Origin of the sequence: Psychrobacter arcticus 273-4, assembly GCF_000012305.1 — a bacterium.
GTDB lineage: Bacteria > Pseudomonadota > Gammaproteobacteria > Pseudomonadales > Moraxellaceae > Psychrobacter > Psychrobacter arcticus.
Genome location: NC_007204.1, coordinates 2,305,068 through 2,324,615 on the forward strand (window position 1 = coordinate 2,305,068; position 19,548 = coordinate 2,324,615).

Here is a 19,548-nt window from a genome sequence, read left to right on the forward strand (position 1 = left end):
TACAACACGTACTGCTGGTGCAAATTTTTCTTGCTTGCTGTGCCTACGCAGACAGAGGCTGCAAAAAATTTACACCAGCAATACGGTAGCGACTTTAAAGTATTTCAACTATAAGCGAGCATTTGGCTGGTAATCAGACTGATTACTATACTTCTAAATAATCTAAAATTCCTTCAGCTGCTTCACGACCTTCCCAGATGGCAGTAACTACCAAATCAGAGCCGCGAACCATATCGCCACCGGCAAATATTTTGGGATTATTAGTTTGAAATTTAAAGGTTTGTTTTTCTGCTGCCAATACCCGACCAGATTTGTCCATAGAAATCTGCTGCGATTCAAACCAATCAGCAGGGCTTGGACTAAAACCAAACGCCATAATCACCGCATCACAGGGGATAATCTCCTCTGAATTGGCAATCGGCTCAGGATACTGACGACCGTTTTCGTCTGGTGCACCCAATTGGGTAGTGACGACCTTGACCGCATTGACCTTACCATTGAGACCGATAATTTCAGTGGGCTGACGATTAAATAAAAACTCAACCCCCTCCTCGCGCGCATTGACCACTTCACGACGTGAGCCTGGCATATTTTCTTCATCACGGCGATAAGCACAGACCACTTGATGTGCGCCTTGGCGAATGCTAGTACGATTGCAGTCCATTGCAGTATCACCGCCGCCAAGTACCACCACTTTTTTACCTTTCAAATCGATATACTCTGCTGGGTCTTTTTCCCAATCATTACAGCGATTGACATTGGCAATCAAGTAATCTAAGGCGTCATAAACACCCTCTAATTCTTCACCAGCAAAACCGCCACGCATATAGGTATAAGTACCCATACCCATAAACACAGCGTCATATTCGCCTAACAGCTCATCAATACTGACATCAGTACCAATTTCTGTCTCAAGGCGAAATTCCATACCCATGCCTTCAAAGATGACACGGCGGTTACGCATGACGTCTTTTTCCATTTTAAACTCTGGAATACCAAAGGTTAATAAACCACCAATCTCTGGGCGTTTATCAAAGATAACGGGTTTAACACCATTTCTAACCAAGATATCAGCGCAGCCAAGTCCTGCAGGTCCTGCACCGATGATGGCAACTTTTTTATCTGTCCAAATTACCTCAGACATATCAGGACGCCAGCCGAGTGCAAAAGCGGTGTCATTGATATACTTCTCAACATTGCCAATCGTCACGGCACCAAAGCCGTCATTAAGCGTACAAGAGCCTTCACACAATCGGTCTTGCGGGCAAACACGCCCGCAGACTTCAGGCAAGGTATTGGTTTGATGACACAATTCTGCAGCTTGGAAGATTTGACCTTCAGCTGCCAGTTTTAGCCAGTTAGGAATATAATTATGTACTGGGCACTTCCATTCGCAGTACGGATTGCCACATTCTAAACAGCGATGCGATTGCTGAGCGACTGATTCACTTTCAAACGGTTGATAAATTTCAACAAATTCCGTTGAACGCGTGGCGATGTCTTTTTTGATCGGCTCAAGCCGTGGCACATCTAAAAACTGAAAACTATTTTCTAAGCGTTTTGCCATGGTAAAACTCTCTTTTATAGTGGATGACGACAGTCAGTATAGGTAGCCTCCATGAGGCAAATTTACTTATACGCGCTGTCATTTACCTGCTCAAAACATCTATAAATTCATCTTGAAAATAACATTGTGTATCTCTAACATCTATAGATTATGCTACACAATGCTATCCATAAATCAGATCAATTATTGCGGATCAGCGGTCGTGGTCTTAAGCAAAGTAGCAACGTTTGCTGCTTTTGGCTTAACCAAGTAGAACTTACGCGCATAATGCTCAAAGTCCACCAATATTGCCTGCCCCCATGCGCTACCCGTTTTATCGACATGTCTTTCGATGACTTGCTGTAAGTAGATACGGTGGCTTTCCATCTGCTCGCTTGAGATACGATTTAAATCAATCAGCTCATGATTGCAGCGATCAAAGAAATCACCTTCCATATCGAGCACATAGGCAAATCCGCCCGTCATACCTGCGCCAAAGTTGAGACCGGTACGTCCAAGTATTGTGATGATACCGCCAGTCATATACTCGCAGCAATGATCCCCTGTGCCTTCAATGACCGCATGAGCACCTGAGTTACGAACACCAAAACGCTCCCCTGCCGTACCCGCAGCATATAGCTTGCCACCTGTTGCGCCATATAAGCAAGTATTACCAATAATGGCTGTATCCTGCGTCACAAAGCTTGAGTCTTTTGGTGGATAAATCACAATCTCGCCGCCCGCCATGCCTTTACCGACATAATCATTGGCGTCGCCTTCTAGCTCAATGTGCAGGCCGCCAGCATTCCAAACGCCTAAGCTTTGCCCTGCTGTTCCGGTCAAGTGCAGCTTAATGGGTTTGTCACTCATGCCAAGATTGCCCCATACTTGTGCAATCTCACCTGAGATACGCGCCCCAATCGAGCGATCACAGTTGCCAACGTAATAACTGTAGTCACCACCATTGCCTTGACGAATATTAAGCAGCATATCGCTAATCATTTGTTCAGCAAGCAAGCCTTTGTCAAATGGCTCATTGCGCTCAACCTGACAGGTTTGTGCTTTGCCGCTACTAGCAGGATGGCTAAACAGTAAAGGCGATAAATCAAGATGCTGCTGCTTAGCCGTGTTGCCTTCTAATATATCAAGTAAGTCAGTACGTCCAACCAACTCTTCCATCGTGCGCACGCCAAGCTTTGCAAGCCATTCGCGCGTCTCGGTTGCGACAAACTTAAAGAAGTTAATCAGCATTTCAGCTTCACCGATAAAGTGATCATCGCGCAGTTGGGCTTTTTGAGTGGCAACACCCGTTGGGCAGTTATTTAAATGGCAAATGCGTAGATATTTACAACCAACGGCTATCATCGGCGTGGTACCAAAACCGAAGCTTTCAGCACCAAGAATGGCGGCTTTGACCACATCAAGTCCTGTCTTTAGACCGCCATCGGTTTGAATACGAACTTTATGACGCAAGCCATTCACTCGTAATGATTGATGGGTTTCGGCAAGACCCAGCTCCCAAGGCGAGCCAGCATGATGGATAGACGACAGTGGCGATGCTGCCGTACCGCCGTCATAACCTGAGATAGTAATCAAGTCAGCATAGGCTTTTGCCACACCAGTTGCAATCGTGCCAACACCCGGGCGCGAGACCAACTTGACCGACACCAGCGCATCTGGATTGACTTGCTTAAGATCAAAAATAAGCTGCGCCAAATCTTCAATCGAGTAAATATCATGATGCGGCGGCGGTGAAATCAACGTCACTCCAGGCACCGAATAACGCAGGCGTGCAATCAAGGCATTTACCTTGCCACCTGGCAGCTGACCACCTTCACCAGGTTTTGCCCCTTGAGCGACTTTGATTTGCATGACTTCTGCTGAGCGTAGATACGCGGGCGTCACACCAAAACGACCAGAGGCAATTTGCTTAATTTTTGAGTTACGTAAGGTACCGTAACGTACAGGGTCTTCACCGCCCTCACCTGAGTTTGAGCGACCACCAATGGTATTCATAGCGATAGCAATGGCTTCATGCGCTTCTGGCGACAATGCGCCTAGCGACATGCCAGCGGAGTCAAAACGCGACAAAATGGCTGAGATATCTTCAACCTCATCTACTTCAAGAGGATTATCCGTTTTAAGCTGTAATAAATCACGTAAAGTAGCGACCGGACGGCTATTAACGATTTCTGCATACTGACGATAATTGTCATAATTACCAGTTCGTACCGCCAGATGTAGACTATTAATCACATCAGGATTAAAAGCATGATACTCTTTATTAAAGACAAACTTTAATAAGCCGCCTTGATCAAGTGGTGCACGACGCTTAAAGGCATTTGCCGCGAGCTGCGCTTGATCTACTGCCAAATCAGCAAAGGTTGCGCCTTTAATACGACTTTGCACGCCTTTAAAGCACAGGTTAACGACTTCTTCAGAGAGACCCACCGCTTCAAATAACTGCGCACCGCGATACGAAACAATGGTAGAGATACCCATTTTTGATAAGATTTTCAGCAAACCTTTGTCTAAGCCTTTACGGAAATTCATCCGCGCCTGAATCGGATCACCAAGCAGCTCGCCAGTCGCAACCAAATCATCAATCACGTCATAAGCCAGATAAGGATATACGCAGGTCGCGCCAAATCCAATCAAGACCGCTACTTGATGCGAGTCACGAGCAAGACCAGTCTCGATAATTAAATTGGCATCGGTACGAATACCTTGAGCGATCAGATAATGATGTACTGCGCCTGTGACCATCATGGCATTGGCAGGGACTTTATCTACCGCAATGTCTTTATCAGATAAGACAATCAAGGTATGACCTGCGCGAATGCTGCTGGCAACTTGCTCACAGATAGCAACAATAGCTGCGGAAAGCTCTAGCGTACCCTCATAATTTAAGTCGATACGTGCCAGCTTAAAGGCAGGATCATCCAAGGTTTCAAGTTGCTGCATCTTACTTGCCGACAACACCGGCGACGATAAGATAAGGCGATGCGCGTCGCGTGCTGATGGTGCAAACACATTGGTTTCAGCACCAAGACAGGTCTGTAGTGACATTACGATAGATTCACGTAGCGGATCAATAGGTGGATTGGTCACCTGTGCAAACTGCTGGCGGAAGAAATCACCAACATGACGAATCTGCTGCGATAGCACTGCCATTGGCGTATCATCACCCATCGAACCAACTGGCTCTTGCGCATTTTCGGCATTAGGACGAATGATTTCTGTGCGTTCTTCCTTGGTAATGTGATACATTTTTTGCAATGCTTTTAGTGGCTCGCCGCGACATGCCTGCGCGGCTAGCTCTTCTTCCAAGCGCTCATCATCACGAATACGGGTCGCCTCGTCACGTAACCATTTACGATATGGATGTGCCTTTTTAAGCAAGGTCGCAATCGCCTTAGTATCCATGATTTGACCGGTTTGCGTATCGATGACCAGCATCTGACCCGGTCCGACACGACCTTTAGCGAGCACGTCTTTTGGCTTATAGTCCCAAACGCCTACTTCTGATGCAACTGTAATATAACCATTCTTCGTCGTCACCCAGCGTGATGGACGCAGACCGTTTCGATCCAGCATACAGACCGCATAGCGACCATCTTGAATAACAAGACCTGCCGGACCATCCCATGCTTCCATATGCTGTGAGTAAAACTCATAAAATGCCCGCAAATCCATATCCATGCTGTCGACATTTTGCCAAGCTGGTGGCACCAGAATCGACATCGAATGAAACAAGCTCATACCACCTGACATCAGAACTTCCAGCATATTGTCTAAGCTAGATGAATCTGAGCCACTGCTATTTACCAATGGCGTTAATTCGTTCAAATTGGGCAGTTTTTCTGATTTTAACTTTGGCGTACGCGCCTCAGACCAGCTGCGGTTACCCGTGATAGTGTTCAGCTCACCATTATGTGCCAAATAGCGAAAAGGCTGTGCCAATGGCCAGCGCGGCAGCGTATTGGTTGAAAAACGTTGATGGAATACCACAATATGCGATGCCAAACGCTCATCTTGCAAATCTAAGAAGAAAGCCGGCAGATCTGATGGCATCACCAGACCTTTATAAATAATAGTCTGACAACTCAATGAGCACACATAAAACAGCTCGTCATTATCTAAGCGCTGCTCGGCTTTTTTACGCGCCACAAACAGCTTACGGTTAAAGTCATCTGCAGCCAGATTATCAGGCGCATTGACAAATACCTGCTTAAAATCCGGTAATGTCTGACGCCCAATTTCACCAACAATGCTTAAATCAAGCGGCACATCGCGCCAGCCAGCTACCTCTAGTCCTTGCGCGATAATCTCGTCACTTAGTACTTGCTGGCTATGCTGTGCTTGGGTTTTATCATCATTAACGAACACCATGCCAACGGCAAAGTTGTCTGTTAACTTAAACTGCTGATCTGCCGCAATGTCTTTAAAAAAAGCAACAGGTGTTGCTAATAATAAACCACAACCATCACCAGTTTTACCATCAGCCGCAACGCCGCCACGATGGGTCATACAACTTAAACTATGAATGGCTTTTTTTACCAAGTCATGACTGGCCTGACCCTCAATATGAGCAATCAAACCAAAGCCGCAATTGTCAGAAAAATCATCTGGCGAGGCCAAATGCGTATGGGAGGAGATCATTGACATAGCTTGTCCTTTTAAGTGAGCGGCAGTATATGCAACCAATGTGATGCACAAACCGTTCTCCGCAAGCAGAACGGGCTGTATTATATTCATATATCCGGATTAATAAAGCGTGAGCAGAAAAATTATTGCCACTGCATGGGGGTTGATAAAAATACTTATCATAATCCCATGTATGCTAGCATCATTTAAGCCATCAATTTAACGCGGACGGATAAGATAACTTTGATAAAGCATTCAATATCAATCGTCGCAAACCAAATTATTAAACACTTCAGCGTGATTACTCGTCTATTTTTTATCAGCCATAGGATTCAATACGAGTCTTATAACCTTGAATGAACAAAATAGTAAGTAGCTGAAAAAACGCAGTTTATCCATCAAACATGAACATAAGACGCCTATATTCAAGCGCCTTAACAATCCTAATAAGGATGATAATAAGAGAAGTTGCGCCACTTGCGATATGCTGACTATAATGGATAATTAATAGCCGGTTGGCAAGTAGCAGCGCTTGAGATACGATGTTTTCTGTTAATCGTTTATTCTAGATTTAATAAAAGCTCATCAGATAATCGGCTAATACATTACCATTTACGATAACTATACAGAACGTCGCCCATGCTTATATTAGTGAATGATGGACAAAAAATCTAGTCTTTTCTGCCGAACCCATCAATAAATTATTCATAAAAAAAGCCCGCTATATTTTTGACTGGGCTTTTTAACGCAGATTTATGCTTAGAATCAATCTTTCTTTTCTTCGATGAGCTCTTTTATACTGTCGTTTTTGGTGCTGCTGCATTATTAGAACTAATATTAGCATTTTTATTTGCCGAGCCTGCATTTAAATTTTTATTATCCGAATTTACACTATTGGAATTAGCATTGCTATTCGGCGCTTTAGGTGTGGCAACCACTGGCGGTTTTTTCGGTGTATAGTTGAAATACTTTAAAGTCGCTACAGTACTACTGGTGTAAATTTTTTGCAGCCTCTGTCTGCGTAGGCACAGCAAGCAAGAAAAATTTGCACCAGTCGTACCTGTTGTATCGATATTACTTTTCACCGACTATATTAGTATCAGCGCTAGGCGCAACGGGCTTTTTGCTTTCTTGCTCAGGCTTACGGTTGTTATCAGTATTCTTAGGTTCTGAGGTAGTAGGGGCTTGCTCCTCTATACCGAAAATACGCTCTTCATTGACTGTTAAGGTGTCAGAGGCATCAACGGATTGACGAATGCTTTCAGTCGCACTGCTATTGGCCGATTCTTGAGGATTACGATTGGTCGCACTGCTTGCGGTTTGCTCGCTGTTATTCACTGTTGGTGTTTTTTGACGCAGCGGCACTTCACGCTTGGTTGGTCGCAGATTGACTGAATGTGTGCGTTTGGTGCTCAGATCTTTTACAGGATCAGCGCGCTCATAATTGTCGATGATACTGACATAGCGATTGATCTCTTCAGGCAATACTCGCACATTGGCAGGCAGCTTAAAATCTATCAACTTAGCCGCACCGACCGCTTCTTGTGGACTACTCATCAAGCCATAAGTCAGCATATAACGCACTTGTTCGTTTTCATCAAGGTGGCGGAAATAGGCAAATTTACTACGGTCTTCACGCCCCTCTAAATAACTGACAATCACATCATTTTCAGCGACATTCATAACTTGTACCGTCCACCTGCCTTTATTAGCAAGCAGATAACGCTTGTCTTTAAATTCATCAGGATAACTGCGCAAATCGCGGACGGTTTCATCAAAACTGATAGGCTGCACACCGGTATCAAGCTCATGCAGCGATTCAATTTTTAATGGCTGTTCAAGCTCCGCCCTCAGTATTTTCGGCGCTGCTATGGGCGCGTTTTCTATCTTGGCACCCATCGCTGGCATTTGACTAAACATCCATACCAAAGCAGTAAGTACGCCGAGCAGCAGGGTCGCTATCAGCCAAATCAGAGCTTGGCGGCGATAGGATTGGCTCGCGGTGCGAGTCGTCGAGCGAGATGCTGCCATGGGGATGTCCTTGGTAAGGATATACTTAAAATAAGGGCGTAAAAATATAAAAAACTAGCAACTAAAGATAAAACCAAGCAATCTATTTAAATATATCAATACTCATGCTATTTATAACACGGTTGCCGTTGTCGCTTGCGCGTCATCTTTAGCATGAATAGCATGTTGTGACAGCACATCAGTGAGCAAATCTGGGTCAAAATCATTGGTTAATACCGCTTCACCCAATGATTTTAACAAAATAAGACGGATTTGTCCGTGTTTCACTTTTTTATCATGACCCATTAGGTTCAAAGCCGTTTGCACGGCAATAGGTGGCGGTGTAATGGGTAAATTGGCTAACAATAATACGCGCTTGACGCGGGCGACTTCATCACTCGTTAACCAGCCGATTTTTTGCGACAGCTCAGCCGCTTGTACCATACCTGCCGCGACCGCTTCACCATGCAACCAATTACCGTAACCTTCATGGGTTTCAATCACGTGACCAAAGGTGTGACCAAAGTTCAATAGTGCGCGTACGCCCGACTCTCTTTCATCTTGAGCGACGATATCCGCTTTGTATTCACAGCAGCGCTTGACTGCTTCACCAAGTATCACCAAGTTCAATGCCATCATCGCAGGCAGATTGTGCTCAAGCCAAGTTAAAAAATCCGCATCCATAATCAGCGCATATTTGATGACTTCAGCAAGTCCTGCTGATAGCTCGCGAGCTGGCAAAGTTTTGAGCGTACTCATATCCGCCAATACCATTTGCGGCTGCCAAAATGCCCCAATCATGTTTTTGCCTTGTGGATGATTGATGCCAGTTTTGCCGCCAACACTTGAATCCACTTGCGACAGCAAGGTGGTTGGTATTTGGATAAAATTGACGCCGCGCATAAAGCTTGCCGCCGAAAATCCTGTCATATCACCAATTACACCACCGCCAAGCGCAATCAGGGTCACATCACGATTAAAATGCGCTGCCATCAATACATCATAAATCTGATTGATACTGGACTGGTTTTTATATTGCTCACCATCTGGCAGCACACAAACCTGCACGGTGAATTGGACTTCTAATGGCTGTTTTAGGGCTTTTAAATAAAGCGGCGCAATGGTCTCATTGGTAACTATCAATACCTGCTGGCCGGCAATATAAGGGGCAACTTGGCTAGCCATGCTACTCTCTTCTGCTATTGCATTTTCAGTAGCTGTATTTTCAGTAATGACGATTGGATAGTCATGACTTTGTGTATGTACTGTCAAGTCAGCATGAAACAGTGGCGTTGCCATGAAAATCTCCTTAAGCCTTACGAGTAAAAGTTAACTATAGTTGAAATACTTTAAAGTCGCTACAGTACTGCTGGTGTATTTTTTTTGCAGCCTCTGTCTGCGTAGGCACAGCAAGCAAGAAAAATTTGCACCAGCAATACGTGTTGTATCGATATTACTTTTTACCGACTATATATAAATAGGTGTTCGATAATCTTTGTCACATCAACCATTTTTTGACATCAGTCTTTTTCAGGTTCTGAAACGACAGACGTAGAGGCGCAAAATGAGTTAAGCTGCTGTAATAACTGATTGACCATGTGCCGTGGATACGTATGCCCTGTTGGCATAATAATATGCGCCACTTGACGATATAAAGGATCACGCGCGCTGTATAAACCTTGCAGTATTTTTCTAGGGTTAGGCTGTTGTAATAAAGGACGCGATTTGTCTTTAGCGGTACGAGCCATTTGCACATCGACAGGCGCATTGAGATAAATGACGATACCGCGCTGCTTTAAAAATTCACGATTTTCAGCTGCCATCACAGCGCCGCCGCCTGTCGCTAAGACAATTTGCGGTTGCTGCGTCAGCTCATCTATCGCGCGCGTTTCACGTTCGCGAAAGCCCGCTTCACCTTCTTTGTCGAATATCCAAGCAATATCAGCGCCGGTCTGCGACTCAACATACCAATCACTGTCTACAAACGTCCGCCCGAGCTGCTTTGCCAGTAATCTGCCGATTGTGGTCTTCCCTGCTCCCATCGGCCCTACCAAAAATACCGACGGTAATTCCTCAACCATAGTACTCACTCAGCTAAATTAGGTATGATACAACGTCATTGATATTCTGGCTAGTAATGAGCTGTGATTATTGTTAGTAAAATCCTTGCCAGCGTAAAAACCAGCCATTAAAAAAGCAAGCACTAAGGCTTGCTTTTTTAATGACTAACAACCAATTGAAACCTGACTAATCTAAGCGACTAATACCATCATTGATCAGTTTTGGTGTGATAAATATCAGCAGCTCTTCTTTGGTATTGCTGCGCACATCTTTACGGAAGGCGCGACCGATATAAGGTAAGTCACCTAAGAAAGGCACTTTATCAACCCCATTATTAGTACGATTCTTAAAGACGCCACCCAGTACAATGGTTTGACCGTCTTCAACAATAACGTTAGTTGAAATAGAGTCTTCAGCGATGGCAACCTGATTGTTGATAATGGTCGGTGTGCCATTGGTGATTAACAGCTGCAAACCAATCTTACCATCTGGGGTAATGTTCGGCGTGGCCTCTAAACTTAAGGCAGCTTCTTTAAAGCTGGTGGTGGTCGCGCCACTGGCTGATGCTTCTTGATAAGGAATCTGCGTACCAGAGGATATTTTTGCCGTTTGTTTATCCGAGGTCAGAATCTTTGGCGTAGAAATCACTTCACCGCGGTTGTCTGCTTGCATAGCCAACAGCTCAAGATCAAGCATCACATCTGATACCTTCAAGATACCAAAAGCAACACTTGCAGGGTTTGAAATACCCAAATCAACGTTCAAGCCACTAGATGTCAGACGGTTATCATCGGGTTTGCCATCAAACAAAATACCCCAACGTACCCCAAGCTCCTTACTAAAGCTATCGCTGGCGCTAACGATACGTGCCTCAATCATGACTTGACGAACAGGAATATCGATTTTGCCAATGAGTTTATGGATGTTTTCGATACTGGCTGCCACATCTTTGACAATCAAAGTGTTGGTACGCTCATCGACTGTTACCGTACCACGATTAGACAGCAAGCTATTACTATCGGTCGGATTGGTATTAGCTGTGCCGGTAGTGCTACCGCCAGAGGCGCCGCCACTACCTTGAGAGATAAGGGTTAAGACATCTGCCGCTTTTGCGTAGCTTAGACGGATATATTCAGTACGTAACGGCGCGTAAGACTCGACCGCTTGTTGTGCTGCAAGCTCACTTGCTTCTTGTTCCGCAAGCTCAGTTGAGGGCGCAACCAAAATCACGTTACCGTTTTCACGCTTGCCAAGATTTTTACTTTTAAGAATGATATCGAGCGCTTGATCCCAAGGTACATTAATCAGGCGTAAGGTGATATTGCCGGCGACCGAATCACTCGCAACGATATTCATCTCTGTAAACTGCGCTAAAATATCTAGGACGCTACGAATCTCAACGTCTTGAAACTCCATAGATAATGCTGCACCGGTATATACTTTTTCTTCAAGCGTCGGCTCACGTAGCAGCTCGGGTCTTCTGATACCGATGTTTAGCTGATTCCCTGATTGATAGGCTTGGTATTCAAAATCCTCTTTCATATTGATGGTAATAACACCATTTTGACTTTGATTTTTGGTATCAATACTGTCTACCAAACCGCTATTAACATTCAAGCGGCGCAGCAAATTTCTAGGTACCGTGCTGCCAGTCAAACGCACAACCAGCTTATTACCTTGACGTTGAACGTCTACTGGAATGGCTTCATTGGCAAGTGAGATACTGACATTGCCACCGCCATCATTCCCCGCTGAAAAATTCACAGCGCTTAAACCATCATAGCTATACTGTTTACTGACTTGTGCTGAGGCAAGTTGCGGGCTTAATAAAGGATTGACGCGTACGACCATAGTATCAGCAGGCACCTGGGTTTTTGTGACTGTGGTTCTAATCGGAGCAACAGCGACACTACTGCTTTCGACAATTGGCGTGACCACAGCGGTGGTAGTAATAGCAGCATTGCCATTTAACACATCTTGTACAGGATCATTGGTAATCACTTTAGTGACCACCGGAGAAATCACCGGACGCTTAGGATCTGTAATGGTCAGCAACAACTCATTGCCGTCAATTGCAGTAGTATAGTTACCCGTTTTTTTTAACCCGACAATAAGACGGGTGGTATTGTCGCTGTTTAAGGTCGTAACTTCATTGACCATACCGATATTATATTCTTTAAAACGACTGGCAAGCCCGTTTTGCACCTGTTCAAAGTCCAGTACCAAACGGCTAGGATTGTCAAGCTGATAAGCGGCTGGTAATACTGGCGCACCTGAAAATCCCAAACGCATTTGGGTTACGGCTGGCGCAGTCTGAATCACAGAGACATTGTTGATGCGCTGCTCGGCATAGGCACTGCTACTTACGGCTACCATACTCATTGCCAATGCCGAGATGGCAAAAGCAGAAGATACGCGGTTGCTCATCATCATTACCTTGTTATTGCGTACTGTCATTATTTATTCCTCAAAAAATCTGCCGACTTAGCTTATAGGAGACACCAGTGATTGGGGTTTTTCAACAAACCCAGCACGACTGTCTGGCACAATTTCAATCAAATTAATCTGCGTCGGCGTGATTTCAACAATACGACCGTCATTCAATCCAAGATAACTACCCACTCTAACACTGGCAACCGAACCATCCGGACGCTGTACTAAAGCATACTGTTGACCTTCAGGTGAGATAACCACACCGCGAAAGACCAGTTGCGTCAGCTCGTACTGTTCAAGTGGCTCTTTGACTCGAGTTATATCAGGGCGTACCCCATCAATAAAGGTGGTCGGACCTTGTACGTTAACTAAACTCGGTGGCAAAAATGGACTACGCTGCGCACTGGCGCTATAGACAAAATCTTCTATCAGCTCAGCCTTAGGCGGTGGCTCAATCGGCTGCGCAGGCTGGTTACGGATATCAGCCATTGCTTGTTCTGCTAAGCCGATACGATCCGTACAACCCGTCATAAATAAAACAGCAGCACTTAATAGCAATAACCTTAACTTAGGCAGTTTTTGGCTAGTCATCAGTTGCCTCCTGCAGCAGCAGTGGGCGCAGCTTCAGCAGCCGCTGCATCACCTTCAGGGTCTGCTTCTTTTGAGCGATAGGTTTTAGTTTGCAACACCAAATTCAGCTCGGGTAAAACATCTAAGGTTGGCTGCGGATTACTGACTTCAAAATCGTGCATGGTGATAATCCTTGGTAAAGCCGCCAAACCACTGATAAAGCTACCAAACTGATGATAGTCGCCCAACGCTGCGATACGAATAGGCTGCTCAATAAAGAATTCGTTTTCAATTTCAGGCTCAACGGATATGTCCTGAAAACGTATATTACTGCCCACGCCCGTCATATTGATACCCTCAACCAATTCTGATACGCGCGTATCTTTTGGTAGCTGGTCAAGTAAAGCCTTAAACTCCGCTTCCATTTGGAGCACTTGTGCTTGATAAGCTTGTAGATGGCGCGCGCGTGATTCTTTTTCACGGTAGCTATCAAGCAACGTTTGTTGTTGGCTTTCTGCTGCTGTAATTTCATCGATTTTACTACTAATCGGTAGCGCCCAGGACAACACTGCAATCATCGCAATAATGAATCCAATGATGGTTACTTTTACAGGAAGCGGCCAACTGCCGTAGTTTTCAGAATCCAATGACTCAAAACTGCGGCGAAATTCATTTAAATCAAACTGTTTTTTTGGCTTTATCGCCGTCTTTTTAATTTTAATGCGGGTTTTTTTACGGGTCAGTTTCATAACTCACCTCCAAGTCCAACAGCGCCATCAACACCTTCTACAGGAACGGCCGTTGCAGACTGTACTTTGGTCGTGATCACAAACTGTACATAGCTGTCTTCAGGATAAATAGGACGCTGCTGTTCACCAGGCGTAGTGACCGTATTTTCTAAGACCGGCGCGGCTTGATAAGCCGTAATGTTTTGCTGAATATTACTAACGGCTGAGTTGCCCATCCATTTACTGTTATCAAGATTACGAATCAAGCTCGATACAACGTTTGGATTGTCAGCAAGACCTGTCAACGTCAGCACATCCCCTTCACGCTTTAAGTTATTTAAATAAAGCGCTGGCGGAATGGCTTTAGCAAGATCATCCCATAAACGTACAGGTACAGGACGTCGACCTTGCAGGTCTTGAATAACCTGCATACGTGAGATAATATCTTCACGGCGCTGCTCTAAGCTATCAATCTCGACCAACGCCTTATCTAAGCGAGCGTTTTCTTGTTCTATTAGCGCATTGGCAGCTAATTGCTCATCAAGTTCATTATTAAAATAACTCCAAGTCGCAAATGCCACCAGCAGAGACAGCAGCGTCACTGCCACCACCAAGGTGATAAACTCTTTATTACGGCGGGCACGCTCTTCTTGCCGCCAAGGCAGTAGGTTAATACGAGCCATTAGTCAAAGCTCCTTAACGCCAGACCGCAAGCGGCCATTAAACTGGGTGCATCAATCGCTAGTTGCTCATGATCGATATGCGGAGCGATGGTCATATTAATGAACGGATTTGCAATACTCACAGGCACGCCCAATCTTTGCTGCGCCATACCAGCAAGACCTGCTATGGCGCTGCTACCACCAGCAAGGACCACATGGTCGATACTACTATATTGACTTGAAGAAAAATAAAACTGTAAAGAGCGAGTGATTTGTTGAATGGTATTTTCTATAAATGGCGTTAAGACATCGGGATAGTAATCTTCAGGTAAGGCATGCTCGCGCTGACTAATAGAAGCTTCTTCAGCAGACAAACCATAGCGGTTTTGGATGGCTTCCGTCAGCTGGCTACCACCAAATAGCTGCTCACGGCTATAGATGAATTCGCCATTTTTGGCGACATATAAAGTTGTTTGATTGTGTCCGATATCGACCAACGCCACCAACTCTGGCAAGTTTGGCAGACTGTCTACCATCAAGCCAAAAGCACGCTCAATGGCATGAGACTCAATATCCATCACTTTGGTTTGCAGACCACCGAATGTCAAGGCATCAACCCTTTGATCGACGTTTTCTGAGCGAGAGGCAGCAAGTAACACTTGCACCATATCGTCATTTATAAGCGACGGACCCAATACCTCAAAGTCCAAATTGACATCATCTAGCGGATAAGGTATGTATTGGTCCGCATCCAAGCGAATCTGAGCTTCACGCTCCACGTCATTTAGCACCATATCCATATCGATGATTTTGGTAATCACCGCGGACCCTGAGACTGCAGTGGCAGCACTACTGCCCACCGCTTGGCAACGTCGAGCCAAGCCTGCTATAGTATTACCTACCGCTTCAGTGTCTACAATGAGTTTATCAATGACTATGCCTTCAGATAATATTTCAGTACCATAAGATCTTAGGTGGAAAACGCCTTGTTGGCGCTGTATGTCAACCAGCTTGACTGAGGTGGTACCAATATCCACGCCAATCAAATATCGACTCTTAGAAGTAAATAGCCTCACAAACTCTATACCTTATATTAAATGTACAATATGATAGTTATTTGTAATAATTTAGTACGATACTTTACTTAATAGATAGATTCAAGCATTTAAATGTGCAGTAAAGACTAACTTACACATTTATTATTACTTGGCTATTTTGTTCAAGGTATAATGTTTTTTATCTGTTGCAAACCTTAATCGATAAGTCTGACTATGACCAAAAAAAATGCTACCGTTCGTCTCATTCACTTTTTGGTGGGGCTTTTCATTGCCTGTCTAGCATTGGCGGTCGTATTGGCGCTTGCTGTCCCTATTGGGTTCTATGGTATGGCGATGTATTTATCGCCAACGTTGCCAAGTACGCAAGAGATTAAGACGGCAAATTTAGAGATGCCATTACAGATATATAGTAGTGATGACAAATTGATTGGGCAATATGGGAACCGTTTATCATTACCTATTACCTTTGAAGAAATACCAGAAGATTTGACCCATGCTTTTTTAGCAGCAGAAGACTCTTCGTTTTTTCAGCACAGTGGTATTAGTATTAAAGGATTAGGGCGCGCGGTTACCGAAGTGGTGACGGATGATGAAAGCCAAACAGGTGGTTCAACCATCACCATGCAGGTCGCCAAAAACTATTTTTTAAGCTCAGATCGCACATTAAACCGTAAACTAACGGAATTGTTTTTAGCCCGTAAAATTGAAGACGAGCTGAGTAAAAACGACATCCTTACCCTTTATGTCAATAAAATATACTTAGGCGAAGGTGCTTATGGTATTCGCGCTGCTGCCAAAAAATACTACAGTAAATCACTAGAGAATCTCACCATTGCAGAGATGGCAATGCTGGCAGGTTTGCCTAAAGCCCCTTCTAAATACAATCCTGTTGCCAATCCAAGTCGTGCGCTCACGCGCCGTAACTGGATCATTGGTCGCATGCACGAATTGGGCTATATCGATAAAGCCCAACATGACGAAGCTATTAACGCGCCCATTGGTGTCCAGCTTTATCAAGAAAAGCTGGATGTTAATATGCCGTATTTAGCGGAAATGACGCGCGCGGCTTTGGTTGAGCGCTATGGTGAGCAAGTCATGCATGGCGGCTGGCGTGTACACTTGACGGTTGATAGTCAAGCACAAATAGATGCAGAAAAGGCAGTGTCATCTGGCTTGGTCGCTTACGAGCATCGCCATGGCTGGCGCGGCGCCGAAGCAAATGACGAACCGCTAGAGAATTTCAGGCGCTACAGCAATATGTCGCCTGCCAAAGTGACTAAAGTGAATACCAGTAGTTTTGAGGCAACTATGCTTTCAGGAAAAAGCGTGACCGTCAATTGGTCTGGCATGCGCTGGGCACGCAAATATATCTCTGCTGATCGTATCGGTTATTTTCCAAGTAATGCCAGCCAAATAGTGAGTAAGAACGATATTATTCGCCTGATACCTACTGCTAGTGGTGGTTGGCAGCTTGGTCAAATACCTGAAGTACAAGGTAGTTTGGTTTCTCTAAATCCTGATACCGGCGGCGTTCGCGCCTTGGTCGGTGGCTTTGATTTTAATCATAGTAAATTCAACCGTGCTCTGCAGGGCTGGCGTCAAACGGGATCCACCATTAAACCTCTTGTCTATACCGCCGCTTTAGAAAAAGGCTATCGTCCAGACAGTATAGTCTCCGATCGCCCCCTTCAAGTAGGTGACTGGAAGCCGAAAAATTCCGATGGTCGCTTCTTAGGTGATATTACGTTAAGCCGCGGACTTTATTTATCACGTAACTTAGTGTCTATTCGCTTGCTGCAAGCAATTGGTGTCTCTGATGCTCGCAACTTATTAGATGAATTTGGTCTTGATAAAGAAAAACTGCCAACTACTTTGTCTTTAGCATTGGGCACAGGTCAAGCAACCCCATTACAAATGGCAACCGCTTACGCCACCTTTGCCAATGGTGGGCATCGCATTCAGCCTTATTTTATCGAACAAATTTATAATTATAATAACAAGCTTTTATTTCAAGCCAATCCTCAGCAAGCTTGTGCCCTATGTTTCAATGAGCAGCTCAACGATGTCAATAAAAAACTGACCGAAGAGTATGATGCAAAAATAGAGGCTGATAAGGTAGACAGCACCACTACCAAAGACAGTAAAAAGACAGACTTGAGCATCTATGATGCCAGCCCAGAATCGGATCGTTTAAAAGCACCGGTCGTACAGTACGTGCGCGCCGAACAAGCACCACGTATTTTAACGCCTAAAGTAGCTTATGAGATGGCAGATATTTTACGTGATGTGATACAGCGTGGAACTGCGGTAAAAGCCAGATCTTTGGGACGTGATGATATTGGCGGCAAGACAGGGACCACCAATGAAGCAAAAGATGCTTGGTTTGCAGGCTTCCACCCTACCAATGCTACCGTCGTCTGGATGGGGTTTGACCAACCATCAACCATGGGTCGTCGCGAATATGGTGGTGTGGCAGCATTACCTGTTTGGATGGATTTTATGAAAGCCCAGCTCAAAGACACGCCTAGCCAATGGGTCTCTATTAATAACCGTGCCAAATCCAAAAAGCAAAGCATTATAGAGATGATGGATAAAGGGGTCACTGAACTTGATGGCGAAGATACTGATGTAGGCAAATCGGAAAAACCGGTCAAGACATCTATTCAAAAGCGCCAGCCACCTACTCCAAAACCTGTTGAAACGCCGGAAGGTACGACCGTAGCTAAACCTACTAATAACGGTATTATTAATAGCCCAGCGCAGCAACCAAAACCATTAGTAGTCAAGCCTGTAGAGCGTATGCCAGCGATGCCTGAGTAATAGACTGTTTATAGCGGCTGCTTAATATATTGATACGTTTAAAAAAAGGCTGGTTCAGTAAACACTGAGCCAGCCTTTTTTATGGGACATATTTCAGTTGCATGTAATCTTATACCTTGCTCAGCTTAAGGGCAGCAGTTAATCATAAAATCACTAGACATTCATAATGAAGCTTTGAAAATAATACATATAGTCGGTGAAAAGTAATATCGATACAACACGTACTACTGGTGCAAATTTTTCTTGCTTGCTGTGCCTACGCAGACAGAGGCTGCAAAAAATTTACACCTGCAGTACCGTAGCGTTTTTAGAGTATTTCAACTATATCTAAGCCATCAGGACTAAAACTCTACCATACCAGCACGTAGCTGTTCAATCAGCTCCAAAAACTGCTGGCGCCATTCACGTATAGTCGCATCATCTGGCAACCATTGATTCGACAGTGTCACGACATTTACAATCAAGTCGGGCAACTCTACTGTTCCTTCCGTCTTGTCATTTGATGCTGTTTTATCAACTATATGATCAGATACCACGGCATATAAACAACGGTGATATGCATGTTCTATATCTGCTAAAAACCCCTGCTGTTGTAACTGCTGTAATCGCTGTATTTCAGGTGATACTTGCGTACGCTCGCTGAGTGCCTCTTCAATATCTAGCAACGTCGGCGTCGTCAGCGTTATATTATAAAAATGACCCAGCTCTTGTAAAAAAGCTAAAAACGTACCGTATAAATGAAAAATAGCGGTCTCACAATGCGCTTGATATAGCTGTTTGTCAGTTGTATTTGCAGCGGCTTGACAGGCAAGGCGACAAAAATATAGCTTTTGATTGGTACGGTCAGCTTGGTATTTGGCAACGCGAGTTTTATCTGCCATGTGCCTATCCTTTTTGGTTAATATTAATGATAACAATAAATTATGAAGGCTTCACCCGAAAGCTGTACCTGTTTAAGTAAAGGCTATTATGGCAGTGTACTATAGTTGAAATACTTTAAAGTCGCTACCGTA

The 19,548-nt window shown here is 44.6% G+C and carries 13 protein-coding genes; 2 read left to right on the plus strand and 11 right to left on the minus strand.

The genetic code is table 11. The features are described 5' to 3' along the window. Nucleotides 1-145: 145 nt before the first annotated feature. Both PSYC_RS09695 and gltB read right to left on the minus strand, forming a co-directional pair. The gene (locus PSYC_RS09695) at nucleotides 146-1,567 is read right to left on the minus strand and encodes a glutamate synthase subunit beta (protein ID WP_011281131.1); all 1,422 of its coding nucleotides are present in this window, start codon (nucleotides 1,565-1,567) and stop codon (nucleotides 146-148) included. Nucleotides 1,568-1,750: 183 nt separating this feature from the next. Further along, the gene (gene gltB / locus PSYC_RS09700) at nucleotides 1,751-6,214 is read right to left on the minus strand and encodes a glutamate synthase large subunit (RefSeq protein ID WP_011281132.1); all 4,464 of its coding nucleotides are present in this window, start codon (nucleotides 6,212-6,214) and stop codon (nucleotides 1,751-1,753) included. A gap of 708 nt (nucleotides 6,215-6,922) precedes the next feature. Between gltB and PSYC_RS11715 the strand changes: the two genes are divergently transcribed. Then, nucleotides 6,923-7,153 carry a hypothetical protein gene (locus PSYC_RS11715; protein ID WP_041757781.1) on the plus strand — a complete coding sequence of 77 codons (231 nt, stop codon included), beginning with the start codon at nucleotides 6,923-6,925 and terminating at the stop codon, nucleotides 7,151-7,153. A gap of 114 nt (nucleotides 7,154-7,267) precedes the next feature. On the opposite strand, the gene PSYC_RS09710 is transcribed toward PSYC_RS11715, so the two are convergent. The 8 genes from PSYC_RS09710 to pilM all read right to left on the minus strand — a co-directional run bounded on the left by PSYC_RS09710 (nucleotide 7,268) and on the right by pilM (nucleotide 15,733). Continuing rightward, nucleotides 7,268-8,224 carry a hypothetical protein gene (locus tag PSYC_RS09710; protein WP_011281134.1) on the minus strand — a complete coding sequence of 319 codons (957 nt, stop codon included), beginning with the start codon at nucleotides 8,222-8,224 and terminating at the stop codon, nucleotides 7,268-7,270. A 111-nt stretch (nucleotides 8,225-8,335) separates the two neighbouring features. Next, nucleotides 8,336-9,502, minus strand: a complete 1,167-nt coding sequence (gene aroB, locus PSYC_RS09715; RefSeq protein ID WP_011281135.1) for a 3-dehydroquinate synthase — start codon at nucleotides 9,500-9,502, stop codon at nucleotides 8,336-8,338. Nucleotides 9,503-9,723: 221 nt separating this feature from the next. Further along, a complete protein-coding gene (gene aroK, locus PSYC_RS09720; protein WP_011281136.1) occupies nucleotides 9,724-10,284 on the minus strand; it encodes a shikimate kinase AroK in 561 nt (186 codons plus the stop codon). 166 nt (nucleotides 10,285-10,450) lie between these two features. Then, nucleotides 10,451-12,721: a type IV pilus secretin PilQ gene (pilQ, locus tag PSYC_RS09725; protein WP_011281137.1), complete on the minus strand. Its 2,271-nt coding sequence runs from the start codon at nucleotides 12,719-12,721 to the stop codon at nucleotides 10,451-10,453. A 27-nt stretch (nucleotides 12,722-12,748) separates the two neighbouring features. Continuing rightward, nucleotides 12,749-13,288, minus strand: a complete 540-nt coding sequence (locus tag PSYC_RS09730; RefSeq protein ID WP_011281138.1) for a pilus assembly protein PilP — start codon at nucleotides 13,286-13,288, stop codon at nucleotides 12,749-12,751. Beyond that, nucleotides 13,288-14,016, minus strand: coding sequence for a type 4a pilus biogenesis protein PilO (locus tag PSYC_RS09735; protein ID WP_011281139.1), 729 nt, complete (start codon nucleotides 14,014-14,016; stop codon nucleotides 13,288-13,290). Before PSYC_RS09735 ends, PSYC_RS09730 begins: the two co-directional genes overlap by 1 nt. Then, a complete protein-coding gene (locus PSYC_RS09740) occupies nucleotides 14,013-14,678 on the minus strand; it encodes a PilN domain-containing protein (protein ID WP_011281140.1) in 666 nt (221 codons plus the stop codon). The genes PSYC_RS09735 and PSYC_RS09740 overlap by 4 nt, the downstream gene beginning before the upstream one ends. Continuing rightward, on the minus strand, nucleotides 14,678-15,733 hold the full coding sequence (gene pilM / locus PSYC_RS09745) for a type IV pilus assembly protein PilM (RefSeq protein WP_011281141.1): 1,056 nt from the start codon (nucleotides 15,731-15,733) through the stop codon (nucleotides 14,678-14,680). Before pilM ends, PSYC_RS09740 begins: the two co-directional genes overlap by 1 nt. A gap of 195 nt (nucleotides 15,734-15,928) precedes the next feature. Between pilM and PSYC_RS09750 the strand changes: the two genes are divergently transcribed. Beyond that, the gene (locus PSYC_RS09750; RefSeq protein ID WP_011281142.1) at nucleotides 15,929-18,535 is read left to right on the plus strand and encodes a penicillin-binding protein 1A; all 2,607 of its coding nucleotides are present in this window, start codon (nucleotides 15,929-15,931) and stop codon (nucleotides 18,533-18,535) included. A 341-nt stretch (nucleotides 18,536-18,876) separates the two neighbouring features. Here PSYC_RS09750 and PSYC_RS09755 read toward each other — a convergent pair whose 3' ends face one another. Beyond that, nucleotides 18,877-19,416 (minus strand): DUF6586 family protein, encoded by a 540-nt coding sequence (locus PSYC_RS09755; protein ID WP_011281143.1) that lies wholly within the window; start codon nucleotides 19,414-19,416, stop codon nucleotides 18,877-18,879. Nucleotides 19,417-19,548: the final 132 nt, after the last annotated feature.